Raw genomic sequence first — 13,239 nt, forward strand, 5'->3', positions numbered from 1 at the left:
CATAGCGAGCTGGAACCACCCCTTCCCATCCCGAACAGGTCCGTGAAACAGCTCCGCGCCGATGATAGTGCGGATTCCCGTGTGAAAGTAGGTCATCGCCAGGCTCTTATAATGCAGAACCCCTCAGCTCATTCGAGCTGAGGGGTTTTTGCTTTGGCGGCGCCGAAAACGAAAGCGAGTACGGAAGCGACAGCGAGAAAGCGCTCTTTAACCTCCAGCGTAGTGTTGTTCCGCACTGATTCGAGGGTACCGGAGCATTCCGGGCGTTCAGCGCTTCTGATATGTTCTTTCCCAAGCTTCGGCCGGGACCGAAGCGACGTAGTCTGCTGCATGCAATTTGCGGCAAGCAGTATGTAATACCAAAGCCCGATGCGAAGCAGCATCGCGGCGGATTCAGAGAAGCAGGGGGTCACATGGCGGCCAGGAGGTATCGGCTTGTTTTGACTGGCGTGGCGGTCGCGCTGACGTTGGCGGGATGCGCATCGACGCAGGTCAGTCCGCCATCGGATCCGGCGAAGATGGCTGCAGCCTCCGCCATCGATTGCAAAGTCTTCGCGGCCCGTGTCGCGTCTCAGCAAAGCCATCCCGCTGATGAGCCGGTGCCCGATGCACTGACCATCGCCAACGATCAAGCGATCGAGGCGGAAGCTGGCGACGATGGTGATGCCCCGCCGGCGCCGCTCCTGGCAAACCTTCCCCGGTTCTCCGCTGCATCTCTGCAAAGCCGCCTGCCTGTCGGGTGGCAACCATGGACGATCAACCGGAACAAGACGCCGACGCGTTATGCGCTCGCGGAAGTCGACGAGCGCGTCGTCGTCCACGCCCAGGCTGACAGTTCCGCATCAGGTCTCTACGTGCCCTTGCGCGATCGCGATGCGGGCATGCTGCGGTGGACGTGGAAGACTAACGGCATCATCCGCAATGCTGACAATGGCCAGGGGCCGCGTGAAGACGCCCCGCTACGCCTGTTTGTCGCATTTGATGGCGACAAGGGCAGTTTGTCGCTCAAGGACCAGTTGATGTACGAGATGGCCCGTCTGACAACCGGCCGCGAAATGCCCTACGCGACGCTGATGTATATCTGGGGCGGCAAGCGGGCGGAAGGCTCCGTGCTGTCGAATCCGCATACTGATCGAGTGCGCATGATCGTGGTAGATACGGGCACGAAGCACACCAATGAATGGCGTTGCCATGAACGTGACCTACGTGCCGATTACCGCAAGGCCTTCGGAACGGACCCCGGCCGGGTTATCGCCGTTGGCATCATGACCGATACCGACAATACACGGAGCACGGCAGAGTCCTGGTACGGCGACATCGCCCTGGACTGATCGACGCCTCCATTACTGGCCTCCCACCGGTTCGCTGAGTGCCAGCACGGCGAACGACGCAAGCCAGTGCGTTGCCACGTAGTCACCGTGCACGGCCTGCGGCAGCGAGGCGTCGATATGATCCGACCACGCGCGCACCGCGAGCGGGCGCAATTCCTCGGGCAAGACGGGCTCCAGCATTCGCCAGCACCACGCACGTGACAGGTTGAGACCGTCGAGGTGCGTCATTTTCGGGTCGCTGCGGTCCGTGACCGCTACAGGCGTGAGCCAGTTGGCCAGCTCCGTGCGCGTCGGGGCGAACAATTCCCACCATTCCGAAAAGGCACATCCGTCCATGACGGCGTGCATCAGCACGGCCTCTGTCAATCCTCCCGACAGGAACTCATCGCCGCCCGGCTCGTAACGCGCCGGATAGCGCTGATCGTGGCCGAACCAGCGGTGCGCGCGGCGAACAATCGCGCGGCGCAGTGCGTGATGCTGGTCCGTGCGCGCGTAGCTCAGCGCCATGATCAGTGCGAACGCGCTGTTGAAGTGCGTACCGGTGCGGACCGGGAAGTCCGCGACATCCAGATAGTCGACCAGTTGCTGGGCAAGGTGCCGGGCTAGTGGCGCACAGTTTTCGGCCCACCGGGCGATCTGCACGTCCTGTGTGCCTGCCGCCTGCAGTTCGGCCTGCAGCCGCAGCAGCCAGGCCCAGCCATAAGGCCGTTCGAACGTGCGCGAAGCCGGCTGCTGGAAGTACGCCAGTTCGGCGCCGATCACCTCCGGCTGGAATTGCCTTTCGAGCGTGGCCCGGATCCGCGGTGCATCATCCAAGTCCGGGCAGAGCGAGAGCAGGCGCACCAGCATCCAGTGCATGTGCACGCTCGAGTGCCAGTCATAGCTGCCGCAGAACACGGGATGCAGCAAGGCGGGATCGAGTGGCTCGTCCGGCCGCGTCAGCATGTGGTCCAGCTTGTACGGGTAGCGGCGTCCGATGTTCTCAAGCGCTACGCGCGCAAAGCCATCGGCGATGTCCAGGTCCAGTGCGATGCGCGCCATGGCTGTCGTGTTCGCTCAGGCCCGGGGCAGCCACTTCTCCACCAGCTTCACAAAGAAGGTCGACCCGACGGGCAGCAGTTCGTCGTTAAAGTCGTAGCTCGGGTTATGCAGCATGCACGGCCCCATGCCGTGGCCCGACTCGCGATGCGCGCCGTCGCCATTGCCGATGAACAGGTAGCAGCCGGGCTTTTCCTGCAGCATGAAGGAGAAATCCTCTGCACCCATTGTGGGCTCGACATCGGCATTGACGTTGTCCGCGCCGACCAGTTTCGCCGCCACGCCGGCGGCAAACTCTGCCTCCGCCGCGCTGTTGATCGTGGGCGGATAGTTACGGTGGAATTCGAAGTCGACCGTGCAATCGAAGGCCGATGCCACGGCACGCGCGACTTCCTCCATGCGCCGCTCGATCAGGTCGAGCACCGGCACCGTAAAGGTACGCACCGTGCCGCCGATCCACGCTTGGTCCGGCACGATATTGGTCGCGTCGCCGGCGTGGAACTGCGTGACCGAGATCACGGCCGTATCGATCGGCCGCTTGTTGCGCGTGATGATGCCTTGCAGCGCCGATACGATCTGTGCCGCGGTGAACACCGGATCATTGCCGTTGTTGGGCATGGCCGCGTGCGCACCCTTGCCGCGCACGACAATGCGGAATTCATTGCTCGATGCCATCAGCGGGCCGGCGCGTGTACCGAATGCGCCGACCGGCATGCCCGGCCAATTGTGCATGCCGAACACCGCATCGCACGGGAAGCGCTCGAACAGGCCGTCCTTGATCATCTCGCGCGCGCCGCCGCCGCCTTCTTCGGCCGGCTGGAAGATCAGGTTGATGGTGCCGTCGAAGTTGCGATGCTCGGCCAGATAGCGGGCCGCGCCCAGCAGCATCGCGGTGTGGCCGTCGTGGCCGCACGCGTGCATGCGGCCATCATGCTGAGACCGATGGCCGAAGGTGTTGGCTTCCTGCAGCGGCAGCGCGTCCATGTCGGCGCGCAGGCCGATGCTGCGCTGGCTGTTGCCCTGGCGGATCACGCCGACCAGGCCGGTCGTGCCGAGTCCACGATGGACTTCGATGCCCCAGGATTCCAGATTGTGCGCCACCACGTCCGCGGTGCGCTGCTCCTGGAAACACAACTCGGGATGGGCATGGATATCGCGTCGGATCGTGCGGATTTCGGCTTGCGCCTGCAGGATTTCGGGAATGAGCTTCATGATGCCGGAGACCGTACGACTGTCGTTGGATACCCCGATCATACGACGCCCGCCCGGAAAGCGCCAAAGCACGCCGATTCCGGGTCTTCGCAACATTGTATGGACATCTGCGCGATGGCGCGGTGCAAAACAAGTGGGTGGGTTTCCCCCAATGCCAGCTTTCACCGGCTGCTGGAACAGTTCATGCTTGAAGTGCCCGGCCGGCAATACCGTCGTTACCTGATGCCTGACCGCACCAAAATGCAGCGCCTCTTCGGATGACGCTGCGCGCGCGCATTGCCGATCCTAACGTCTGCTTCATCTGTTCCTGGGAGAGTTGCGCGATGTCCCTTCGCACATTCAAGAAGGCATTTGGTGCTGTCGCGGTAGCCGGGGCCATGAGCCTTGCGCTCGCCGGCGCGGCACAGGCCGCCGACCTCAAGCTGGCCATGAGTTCGCCGCCGACCTCGATGGATCCGCACTTCTACAACTTGTTTTCCAATATCAACGTGTCCGAACACGTGTTCGACTCGATGATCAAGATGGATCCCGACAGCCGCATCATTCCCGGCTTGGCGGAGTCGTGGAAGATGGTCAACAACCTCACGTGGGAATTCAAGATCCGCAAGGGTGTGAAGTTCCACGACGGTTCCGAGCTGACCACCGAGGACATCGTCTGGTCGCTGGACCGCCCGGCCACCATCCAGAACAGTCCCGGCAAGTTCGACGTCTACACCAAGGCGATCATCAACAAGAAGGTGATCGACAAGTACACCATCCAGCTCACCACCAACCAGCCGTACCCGCTGATGCTGAACGACCTCACGTCGATCTTCGTGGTGCAGAAGAAGGCGACGCAGGGCCTGAGCTCCGATGACTTTGCCCAGGGCAAGGGCATGATTGGCACCGGCCCGTTCAAGTTCGTCAGCTACGCGCGCGATGACCGGGTCGAGCTGGTGCGCAACCCCGATTATTGGGGCCCGAAGCCCGCGTGGGATAAGGTGACGCTGCGCTTCATCCCCAATCCGGCCACGCGCCTTGCCGCGTTGCTGTCGGGCGATGTGCAGGCCATCGAGAACGTGCCGACGCCGGATCTGCCCAAGGTGCGCAACGATCCCAAGCTGTCGTTCTTCTCCAAGATCTCGCACCGCGTGATCTACCTGTACTTCGATGCCAAGCGTGACAAGTCGCCGTACGTCACGACCAAGGAAGGCCAGCCGATGGACAAGAACCCGCTGAAGGACGCGCGCGTGCGCAATGCCATCAGCATGGCCATCAACCGGCAGGGCATCAAGGACCGGCTGATGGAGGGCCTGTCGGAGCCGACCAACAACCTCGTGCCACCCACGCTGTTCGGCTATAACCCGAACCTCAAGACGGTCAAGTACGATCCCGAGGGCGCGAAGAAGCTGCTCGCGGAAGCGGGGTATCCGAACGGCTTTGGCGTGACGCTGCACACCCCGAACAACCGGTATGTCAACGACGAGAAGATCGCGCAGACCATTGCGCAGAACCTGACGCGCGTCGGCATCGCGACCAAGGTGGAAGGCATGCCGATGGCGACGTACTCGTCCAAGGGCATCAAGCATGAATGGTCGTTCGGCCTGCTCGGCTGGGGAGCGCAGACGGGCGAGGTCAGCTCGCCGCTACGCGCGCTGCTGGCCTGCGAGGACAGCAAGAAGGGCTTTGGCACGACCAACTGGGGCGAGTACTGCAATCCGAAGATGGATGTGGTGCTCGAGAAGGCGCTGTCCACCGTCGATGACAACGAGCGTTCCAAGCTGCTGCAGGAGGCCACTGCCATCGCGATCAACGACGGCGGTATCATCCCGATCCACCAGCAGGTGACCACCTGGGCCACGCAAAAGGGTATCGTCTATATACCGCGTACCGACGAACGTACCTATGCGCACAACTTCAAGCCGCAGTAAGCGGCGCCATCCGGTCGCCCGCGGGTAGTCATCGCGGCAACGTACACCATGCGGGCCGTGCCTGGGACGGGCGCGGGGCTGGCCCGGCGCGGCCCGTAGTGGTGTGCGAAAGGATAGTGGTTCTGACATGCTGGTTTTCATCATCCGGCGGCTGATGCAGAGCGTGGTCGTGCTCTTCATCATGTCGCTGCTCGTCTTTCTCGGCGTCTTCGCCATCGGCAACCCGGTCGACATCCTGATCAATCCGCAAGCGGACCAGGAGGACATCAAGCGCACCATCGCCGCGCTCGGGCTCGACAAGCCGCTGTGGGAGCAATATCTCGTCTTCCTGCAGAACGCCTTGCACGGCAACCTCGGCATCTCGTTCGCGCACGGCACGCCCGCGCTCAAGCTGATTTTCGAGCGCATGCCCGCGACGCTGGAGCTGGCCGTATGCGCGATCCTGCTGGCCATCGTGCTCGGCATACCGCTGGGGCTGTGGGCCGGGCTGCGGCCCAATGGCATTGCCGGCAAGTCGATCATGACGGTATCGATCCTTGGCTTTTCGTTGCCGACCTTCTGGGTCGGTCTGATGCTGATCATGGTCTTCGCGGTGCAACTCGGCTGGCTGCCGTCCAACGGCCGCGGCGAGACTGTGCGCGTGCTCGGCGTGCCGCTGAGCTTCCTGACGGTCGACGGCATCCGCCACCTGATCCTGCCGGCGGTGACGCTGTCGCTGCTCAATATCGCGATGGTGATCCGCCTGACGCGCGCCGGCACGCAAGAGGCGATGCTCCAGGACTACGTGAAATTCGCGCGCGCAAAGGGGCTGTCCAATACGCGCATCGTCGGCGTGCATGTGCTCAAGAACATCATGATCCCGATCGTGACCGTGATCGCGCTGCAGTTCGGCTCGATCATCGCGTTCGCGATCGTCACCGAATCGATCTTCGCGTGGCCCGGCATGGGCAAGCTGATCATCGATTCGATCCAACTGCTTGACCGGCCCGTCATCGTCGCCTACCTGATGGTGATCGTGACGCTGTTCATCCTGATCAACCTGGCGGTGGACATTATCTACAGCGTGCTCGATCCGCGCGTGCGCATTGCCGACAACAAGGGCTGAGCCATGACTGCCGCTACCGCAGACAAGCCGAAAGCCGCGCGCGAGCAGACGCCGTTCCGCCGCTTCGCTGCCGAATTCCTGTCCAGCAAGATTGCCGTGGCAGGGCTGATCACACTGATCACCGTGATCCTGATCGCCATCTTCGCGCCGTGGCTGGCGCCGCAGAACCCGTATGACCTCGCGACACTAGACGTGCTCGATGCGCGCCTCGCCCCCGGCGAGCAGGCCGGCAATGGGATGACCTTTCTGCTTGGCTCGGACGAGCAGGGGCGGGATATCCTGTCGGCGGTCATGTACGGGCTGCGCATCAGCATCGGCGTGGGCGTGGTCAGTACGGTCATCGCGTTGATACTCGGCGCAACGCTGGGCCTGCTGGCCGGCTTCATGGGCGGGCGTACCGAGGCATTCATCATGCGCGTGGCGGACCTTCAGCTTTCATTTCCGCCGATCCTGCTCGCGCTGATCCTGCTGGCTTTTCTGCGGCCGGGCATTGGCAACATCGTGATCGCTCTGGTCGCCGTCCAGTGGGCCTACTACGCACGTACCACGCGCAGCGCCGCGCTGGTCGAACGCCGCAAGGAATACATCGAAGCGGCGACATGCCTCGGCCTGCCGCCGGGCCGCATCATGTTCCGGCACCTGCTGCCGAACTGCCTGCCGCCACTGATCGTGATCGCGGCGCTGCAGGTGGCATCGGCCATCACGCTTGAAGCGACGCTGTCGTTCCTGGGGCTGGGCGTGCCGATCACCGAGCCGTCGCTCGGTTCGCTGATCTCCAACGGGCAGCAATACATGCTGTCCGGCAAGTACTGGATCAGCTTCTTCCCGGGCATTGCGCTCGTGATCACCATCGTGGCCATGAACCTCGTGGCCGACCAGCTGCGGGACGTGCTGAATCCGCGCCTGCAGACGCAATAGGGAAGGGAGGGCAACATGGCACAACCTACCCTGGTGGTGGAACACCTCAAGACGCAATTCTTCACGCGCGGCGGCATTGCGAAGGCCGTGGACGATGTGTCGTTCACCGTCGGCCGCGGCGAGATCATGGGCCTGGTCGGTGAATCGGGCTCGGGCAAGTCGATGACGGGCTATTCGATCATGGGCCTGATCGATCCGCCCGGCAAAGTGGTGGAAGGCCGCATCGCGCTGACCAGCCGCGATGGCGTCACGCGCGACCTGCGCGCACTCACGCCGTCGCAGCAGCGCGATGTACGCGGCAACCGCATCGCGATGATTTTCCAGGACCCGATGATGACGCTGAACCCGGTCCTGCGCATCGACACGCAGATGATCGAATCGGTGATGGCGCACGACAAAGTCAGCAAGCCGGCCGCGCGCGAGCGGGCGCGCAATGCGCTTGCACGTGTGGGCATTCCTTCTCCGGACGAACGTTTGCTGGCCTATCCGCACCAGTTCTCGGGCGGGATGCGCCAGCGCGTGGCGATCGCCATCGCGCTGCTGAACAAGCCTGACCTGATCATTGCCGACGAACCGACCACGGCGCTCGACGTGACCATCCAGGGCCAGATCCTCTACGAAATGCAGACGCTGTGCCGCGAATCGGGCACGGCGCTGATCTGGATTACGCACGACCTGTCCGTAGTCGCTGGACTGGCCGATTCGGTCTGCGTGATGTACGCGGGCAAGATCGTCGAGTCTGGGGATGTGCGACAGGTGCTTGAGCATCCGGAGCATCCCTACACGCACGGGCTGATCGGCTCGGCACCCTCGCGCAATCCGCGCGGTGCGCCGTTGAAGCAGATCCCCGGCATGACGCCGTCGCTGCTGAACCTGCCCGGCGGCTGCTCGTTCCGCGAGCGCTGTCCCAATGCCACCGAAGTGTGCAGGACGGATCCGACGCTGGAGACCGCTCCTGACGGCCGGCGGCTGCGCTGCTTCCATCCGGTGCTGACGCAGCAGGAGGCGGCATGAGCGAAACGGACCTCGATATGCCAGCCATGACGGATGGAACTTCGCAGCCGGTCACGCCTCCGGCGCCGCTGCTGGAATTGCGCGGCGTTTCCAAGCGCTTCGTCAAATCGCTCGATACCGCGGCACGCATCGCCAATCTGTTCGGCGCTCATGCACGGGAAGAGGTCGTTCATGCAGTCGATCATGTCGACCTGAGCATCCGCACCGGCGAGGTGGTGGGACTCGTGGGCGAGTCCGGCTGCGGCAAATCGACGTTCGGCCGCATGGCCGTCGGCCTGCATACGCTGACCGAAGGCGAGCGGTTCTGGCGCGGCACCAACCTCGATCACCTGCCGCCCGACAAGCGCCGCGAGAAGCAGCTCGCGATCCAGATGATCTTCCAGGATCCATATGCCTCGCTCAATCCGAGGCTACGTGTGATCGACATCGTCGGCGAGGCACCGGTCGTGCACGGCATGGTCGCGCGCGGCGAGCAGAAGGCGTACGTGGAAGACATGCTCGTGCGTGTTGGGATGGACCCGACCGTGCTGCGCCGCTTCCCGCACCAGTTCTCGGGCGGACAGCGCGCGCGTATCGGCATCGCCCGCGCGCTGGCGGTGAAGCCGGAATTCCTGGTGTGCGACGAATCGGTCGCGGCGCTCGATGTTTCGATCCAGGCGCAGGTGCTGAACCTGTTCATGCGATTGCGCCAGGAACTGAACCTGACCTACCTGTTCATCAGCCACGACCTCGGGGTGGTCAAGCACATCAGCGACCGCGTGGTGATCATGTACCTGGGCCGCGTGGTGGAGTCGGCGCCGACCGAGCAGGTGTTCGCCGCGCCGAACCATCCCTATACGCAGGCGTTGCTGGCCGAGGCGCCGAAGCTCGAAGTCGGCAAGAAGACCTATGTGGCAATACGCGGCGAGATCCCGTCGCCGTTGAATCCGCCGACGGGCTGCCACTTCCATCCGCGCTGCCCGCATGCGATGCCGCGTTGCACGGCCGAACAGCCGCTGTTGAAGGAGATCGCGCCAGGCAGGCTATCGGCGTGTCACCTGAACGATATGGCGTAGATCGCTCCAGCAATCCTTTTGTTTTCTCCCCTCTCCCGAGCAAACCGCGTGATCCGCCGCCACTCAGCGAATCACCTGGCCCTTGGAATTGATGATCGTCATTTCCACGAACTTCGACCCGACATGATTCTCGGGCGTGAAGTTGACGATGAATCCGCCCAGGTCGAAGTTGTGCATGCCCTCCAGCGCGGCGACCAGCCGTTCGCGCGTCAGGTCCTTGCCGGTGCGGCGCAGGCCCTCCGTAAAGGCCTTGGCGGCGACAAAACCCTCGATGCCGACATAGTCAAAATCGTCCGGCTTGCCCGCGGCCTGCAGCAGGCGCAGGTATTCGCGCACGACCGGCAGCGTGGCATTGCCCGGGTGCGGCATGACCTGCGAGATGATCACTCCGCTGCCCTGCGGGCCGAGCTCGCGCGCGAGCGCCTGCGTGCCGACATAGGAGACGTTGTAGAACTGGCCGTTGTAGCCGCGGCGCAGCGCTTCCTTCACGAAAGCGCCGGCCGTGCGGTAAGCGCTGATCAGCACTACCGCGTCGGGCTTGGCCTTCATGGTGCCCTGCATGGCGTCGCCGATCTCGACAGTGTTGCGAATCACCGACTCGCGCGACACGATCTGCACGCTGCTGTCCGCTGACGTCTGCAGCGCGCGCGCCAGGCCATCCAGGCCGGCCTTGCCGTAGGCATCCTCGTTGTAGACCACGGCCACGCGCTTGAGTCCGGTGGTGCGGATCTGCCGCACGATGGCGGCGGTTTCCTCATTGAAGCCGGCGCGCACGTGGAAGACGTTGCGCAGACGCGGATCGCGCAGCGATTGCGCGCCGGAGTAGGGCGCGAAGAAGGGCACGCCGGCCTGGCTGGCGGCCGGCAGGGATGCTTCGGCGTTGTCGGTGCCGACGTAGCCGAACAGCGCGAACACGCGGTTCTCGCCAATCAGCTTGCGCGTATTGGCCGCCGCGGTTTCTGGCTCGTTGTAGTCCTCAAGCGTCTGGAGTTCGATGCGGCGGCCGTAGATGCCGCCCTGGCGGTTGACGGACTCGAAGTACAGGCGCGCGCCGGCGCCCATCTGCTTGCCCAGTGCCGCCGTCTGCCCGCTCAGCGCGGCCGACTGGCCCAGCACGATCGTGTCGGCCGTCACGCCGGTTTCCGCTGCAACGGCGGCGCCCGCTGCGCCGCAAAAGCCGATGGCGCAAGCCACCAGCAGGCCGGCGAAACGCCTGGCCTTGACCCCGTTCAGATCAGACATGAAACCCCGCAAGAAAGTCAGGTTGGATACCCATGCGCCACCCGGGCCGGTCTGCGCCGACGTCGAGTCCCCGGGCCCGCATGCGCAGGCCGCGAGCCGGTTCAGGCTGCGGGACGCGGGCGGGCTAACGGGGCATTTCCGGCCAGGACCGGAACGCGCCGCTGAATCATAATCGAATACAATCCGACCAGAAACCGTCCTGTCCGCTGTGGTTTTCCCGGTAGTGACAGGCTTTGGCCGATTCCCCTGGCCATCCGCCCCGACCGCATCCAGTCGCCTTCCTGCCCGCCCGGAGATTTCATGGCTTCCCGCATTGTCCGCGCCGCCTGCCCGCATGATTGTCCCGACACCTGTGCCTTGCTCGTCACCGTCGAGGACGGCCGCGCCATCAAGGTCAACGGAGACCCGGACCACCCGGGCACCCAGGGCGTGCTGTGCACCAAGGTGTCGCGCTACACCGAGCGCACCTATCACCCGGACCGCCTGCTGACGCCGATGCGCCGTGTCGGGCGCAAGGGCGAGGGCAAGTTCGAGCCGATTTCCTGGGACGAGGCACTCGACGAAGTCGCCACGCGGCTCAAGGCCATCGCCGTGCGCGATCCGCAGGCGATCGTGCCGTACAGCTATGCCGGCACCATGGGGCTGGTGCAGGGCGAAAGCATGGCCGCGCGCTTCTTCCACAAGATCGGCGCCTCCCTGCTCGACCGCACGATCTGCGCGAGTGCCGGCGCCACGGCGCTGCGCTACACCTATGGCGGGAGCGTCGGCATGGACATGGAAAACGTCGTCGATGCCAAGCTCGTGATCATCTGGGGCGGCAACCCGATCGCCTCGAACCTGCACTTCTGGACGCGCGCGCAGGAAGCCAAGCGCCGCGGCGCGACGCTGGTGGCGATCGACCCGTACCGCTCTCTGACCGCCGAGAAGTGCCACCGCCACATCGCGCCGATGCCCGGCACGGACGGCGCGCTGGCGCTGGCGATCATGCACGTGCTGATCCGCGACGACTTGCTCGACCATGACTACATCGCGCAGCACACGCTCGGCTTCGACGCGCTGCGCGAGCGCGCGCAGGCGTATTCGCCGGCCCGTGCTGCGGAAATCTGCGGGATTCCGGTCGAAGACATCGAGTGGCTCGCCGGCCTCTACGGCACGCTGGCGGTGCGCGAGCGCCAACCGGTGGCCATCCGCCTGAACTACGGCATGCAGCGCGTGCACGGCGGCGGCCAGGCGGTGCGCGCGGTTGCGTGCCTGCCGTCGCTGGTTGGCGCGTGGCGGCATCCGGCGGGCGGCCTCCAGCTCTCGACGTCGGGTTTCTTCCCGATCGACGACCAGGCGCTGCAGCGGCCCGACCTGCTGCCCGGCTATCCGCGCCTGCCGCGCACCGTCAATATGAGCACGATCGGCGACGCGCTGCTGGACGCCGGTGCGCCGGGCCAGCCGCGCCTCGAGGCCGTGGTGGTCTACAACAGCAACCCGGTGGCGGTGGCGCCGGAATCGGGCAAGGTGGCCGAGGGCTTTGCGCGCGAGGACCTGTTCACGGTCGTGCTCGAACAGTTCCGCACCGATACGGCCGACTATGCCGATATCCTGCTACCGGCCACCACGCAGCTCGAGCACGTGGACGTGCACAAGGCCTACGGGCACACCTACTTCCTGGCCAACAACGCCGCCATCGAGCCGATGGGCCAGGCTCTGCCGAACACCGAGATCTTCCGCCGCCTGGCGCAACGCATGGGCTTCACCGATCCATGCTTTGCCGACACCGATGAGCAGATCGCCGCGCAGGCCATTGTCCCGGGCGACAAGCGCGCGCAGGGCATTACATGGGAGTCGCTGAAGGAGAAGGGCTGGCAGAAGCTGTCGCTGCCGACGGCGCCCTTTGCGCACGGCGGTTTCCCGACTGCGTCCGGCAAGTGCGAGTTCTATTCGGAAGCCATGCGCAGCGCAGGCCTCGATCCGGTGCCGGACTACGTGGCGCCGTACGAAGCACCGTCGTCCGCGCCGGAACTGGCCGGCAAGTATCCGCTGGCGATGATCTCGCCGCCCGCGCGCAACTTCCTGAACAGCTCCTTCGTCAACATCGACAGCCTGCGTGCGACCGAAGGCGAGCCGCACCTGGACATCCACCCGGCGGATGCCGATGCGCGCGGCATTGCCAATGGCGCTCTTGTGCGCGCGTTCAACGACCGCGGCAGCATGCTCGCGCGGGCGCGCGTGACCGACCGCGCGCGGCGCGGGCTGGTGGTGGGCCTGTCGATCTGGTGGAAGAAGCTGGCCCCGGATGGCAAGAACGCCAACGAGCTGACCAGCCAGCGCCTGACCGATCTGGGCCGCGCGCCCGTGTTCTACGATTGCCTGGTCGAGGTGGAGGCATGGCAGGAAGTCGGCGAGGCGGTGGCCGCGCCATGATC

At 64.6% G+C, this 13,239-nt stretch carries 10 protein-coding genes and 1 rRNA gene; 8 read left to right on the plus strand and 3 right to left on the minus strand.

Translation table 11 applies throughout. From position 1 onward, the window contains the following. Positions 1–104: ribosomal RNA gene (gene rrf, locus KHO41_RS20935) — 5S ribosomal RNA — on the plus strand; the annotation flags it as partial. A 309-nt stretch (positions 105–413) separates the two neighbouring features. Beyond that, positions 414–1,331: a DUF3047 domain-containing protein gene (locus KHO41_RS20940; RefSeq protein ID WP_211955215.1), complete on the plus strand. Its 918-nt coding sequence runs from the start codon at positions 414–416 to the stop codon at positions 1,329–1,331. Positions 1,332–1,343: 12 nt separating this feature from the next. Here the strand turns inward: KHO41_RS20940 and KHO41_RS20945 are convergent, their stop codons facing one another. Both KHO41_RS20945 and KHO41_RS20950 read right to left on the minus strand, forming a co-directional pair. Then, positions 1,344–2,372 carry a DUF2891 domain-containing protein gene (locus KHO41_RS20945; RefSeq protein ID WP_211955216.1) on the minus strand — a complete coding sequence of 343 codons (1,029 nt, stop codon included), beginning with the start codon at positions 2,370–2,372 and terminating at the stop codon, positions 1,344–1,346. Between the two features lie 15 nt (positions 2,373–2,387). Continuing rightward, complete coding sequence (locus tag KHO41_RS20950) at positions 2,388–3,581, minus strand: M20 aminoacylase family protein (protein ID WP_211955217.1); 1,194 nt, start codon at positions 3,579–3,581, stop codon at positions 2,388–2,390. Positions 3,582–3,904: 323 nt separating this feature from the next. Between KHO41_RS20950 and KHO41_RS20955 the strand changes: the two genes are divergently transcribed. The 5 genes from KHO41_RS20955 (at position 3,905) to KHO41_RS20975 (ending at position 9,583) form a co-directional block, all read left to right on the plus strand. Next, on the plus strand, positions 3,905–5,491 hold the full coding sequence (locus tag KHO41_RS20955) for an ABC transporter substrate-binding protein (RefSeq protein ID WP_211955218.1): 1,587 nt from the start codon (positions 3,905–3,907) through the stop codon (positions 5,489–5,491). A gap of 127 nt (positions 5,492–5,618) precedes the next feature. Beyond that, positions 5,619–6,596, plus strand: a complete 978-nt coding sequence (locus tag KHO41_RS20960; RefSeq protein ID WP_211955219.1) for an ABC transporter permease — start codon at positions 5,619–5,621, stop codon at positions 6,594–6,596. Between the two features lie 3 nt (positions 6,597–6,599). Further along, positions 6,600–7,514: an ABC transporter permease gene (locus tag KHO41_RS20965; protein ID WP_211955220.1), complete on the plus strand. Its 915-nt coding sequence runs from the start codon at positions 6,600–6,602 to the stop codon at positions 7,512–7,514. Between the two features lie 15 nt (positions 7,515–7,529). Beyond that, a complete protein-coding gene (locus KHO41_RS20970; RefSeq protein ID WP_211955221.1) occupies positions 7,530–8,528 on the plus strand; it encodes an ABC transporter ATP-binding protein in 999 nt (332 codons plus the stop codon). Next, positions 8,525–9,583: an ABC transporter ATP-binding protein gene (locus KHO41_RS20975; RefSeq protein ID WP_280519708.1), complete on the plus strand. Its 1,059-nt coding sequence runs from the start codon at positions 8,525–8,527 to the stop codon at positions 9,581–9,583. Before KHO41_RS20970 ends, KHO41_RS20975 begins: the two co-directional genes overlap by 4 nt. Before the next feature lie 63 nt (positions 9,584–9,646). Here the strand turns inward: KHO41_RS20975 and KHO41_RS20980 are convergent, their stop codons facing one another. Continuing rightward, positions 9,647–10,825, minus strand: a complete 1,179-nt coding sequence (locus KHO41_RS20980) for an ABC transporter substrate-binding protein (protein WP_211955222.1) — start codon at positions 10,823–10,825, stop codon at positions 9,647–9,649. 300 nt (positions 10,826–11,125) lie between these two features. Between KHO41_RS20980 and KHO41_RS20985 the strand changes: the two genes are divergently transcribed. Then, positions 11,126–13,237 carry a molybdopterin-containing oxidoreductase family protein gene (locus KHO41_RS20985; RefSeq protein WP_211955223.1) on the plus strand — a complete coding sequence of 704 codons (2,112 nt, stop codon included), beginning with the start codon at positions 11,126–11,128 and terminating at the stop codon, positions 13,235–13,237. Positions 13,238–13,239 lie beyond the last annotated feature (2 nt).

It is taken from the genome of Cupriavidus numazuensis, from assembly GCF_905397435.1.
Lineage (GTDB): Bacteria > Pseudomonadota > Gammaproteobacteria > Burkholderiales > Burkholderiaceae > Cupriavidus > Cupriavidus numazuensis.

Bases quoted from the DNA above. Each gene is read 5' to 3' on its own strand.
- KHO41_RS20985 (WP_211955223.1), top strand. From the start codon at position 11,126: ATGGCTTCCCGCATTGTCCGCGCCGCCTGCCCGCATGATTGTCCCGAC.
- KHO41_RS20980 (WP_211955222.1), bottom strand. From the start codon at position 10,825: ATGTCTGATCTGAACGGGGTCAAGGCCAGGCGTTTCGCCGGCCTGCTG.
- KHO41_RS20965 (WP_211955220.1), top strand. From the start codon at position 6,600: ATGACTGCCGCTACCGCAGACAAGCCGAAAGCCGCGCGCGAGCAGACG.
- KHO41_RS20975 (WP_280519708.1), top strand. From the start codon at position 8,525: ATGAGCGAAACGGACCTCGATATGCCAGCCATGACGGATGGAACTTCG.
- KHO41_RS20940 (WP_211955215.1), top strand. From the start codon at position 414: ATGGCGGCCAGGAGGTATCGGCTTGTTTTGACTGGCGTGGCGGTCGCG.
- KHO41_RS20970 (WP_211955221.1), top strand. From the start codon at position 7,530: ATGGCACAACCTACCCTGGTGGTGGAACACCTCAAGACGCAATTCTTC.
- KHO41_RS20945 (WP_211955216.1), bottom strand. From the start codon at position 2,372: ATGGCGCGCATCGCACTGGACCTGGACATCGCCGATGGCTTTGCGCGC.
- KHO41_RS20950 (WP_211955217.1), bottom strand. From the start codon at position 3,581: ATGAAGCTCATTCCCGAAATCCTGCAGGCGCAAGCCGAAATCCGCACG.
- KHO41_RS20960 (WP_211955219.1), top strand. From the start codon at position 5,619: ATGCTGGTTTTCATCATCCGGCGGCTGATGCAGAGCGTGGTCGTGCTC.
- KHO41_RS20955 (WP_211955218.1), top strand. From the start codon at position 3,905: ATGTCCCTTCGCACATTCAAGAAGGCATTTGGTGCTGTCGCGGTAGCC.